1 pseudogene is annotated in these 650 nt (G+C 61.4%); it reads left to right on the forward strand.

Features of this window, described 5'->3' with window-relative positions:
• Positions 1–529, forward strand: a pseudogene (locus tag EOA27_RS39060) (IS21 family transposase); the annotation flags it as partial.
• Positions 530–650 lie beyond the last annotated feature (121 nt).

Raw genomic sequence — 650 nt, forward strand, 5'->3', positions numbered from 1 at the left:
GGTCCATCCCGACTACCATGTCGAAGTCGACAAGACCTTCTACTCGGTGCCGCACCGGCTGATCGGGCGCACCGTCCAGGTGCGGCTCACCTATCGGGTGGTCGAGATCTTCCACGATCACCAGCGTGTCGCCAGTCATGTTCGCCGCTCACAGCGTTCCGGCCACGTCACCATCAACGCGCACATGCCCAAGGCGCATCAGCGCTACGCCAACACCACGCCCGCCAGCCTGATCGGTCGGGCCGCCAAAATTGGGCCCAACGCTGCCATCCTCGTCGAGCGCATGATGCGTGATCGGCCGCATCCGGAGCAGGGATACCGCGCGGCCATGGGCATCCTGTCGCTTTCGCCGCGCTATGGCCAGGAGCGCACCGAGGCGGCCTGCGAGCGAGCGCTGCTGATCAACGCAATCACCTACGCCTCCGTCACCGCCATTCTCAAATCCGGTCTCGACCGGGCCAGCTCTTCAGAACCGGCAAAGCCGACACCGCCGCACGCCAACATCCGCGGCTCCACCTATTACCAGTGAAGGAAAGGAAGAAAGAATGCTGACAAATCCCACCTTTGATCAGATGCAGGCCCTCGGCCTGCATCTGATCAAAGGTGGGATTTGTCAGCATTCTTTCTTCCTTTCCTTCACTGGTAATAGG

Source organism: Mesorhizobium sp. M2A.F.Ca.ET.037.01.1.1, from assembly GCF_003998075.1.
Taxonomy (GTDB): domain Bacteria; phylum Pseudomonadota; class Alphaproteobacteria; order Rhizobiales; family Rhizobiaceae; genus Mesorhizobium.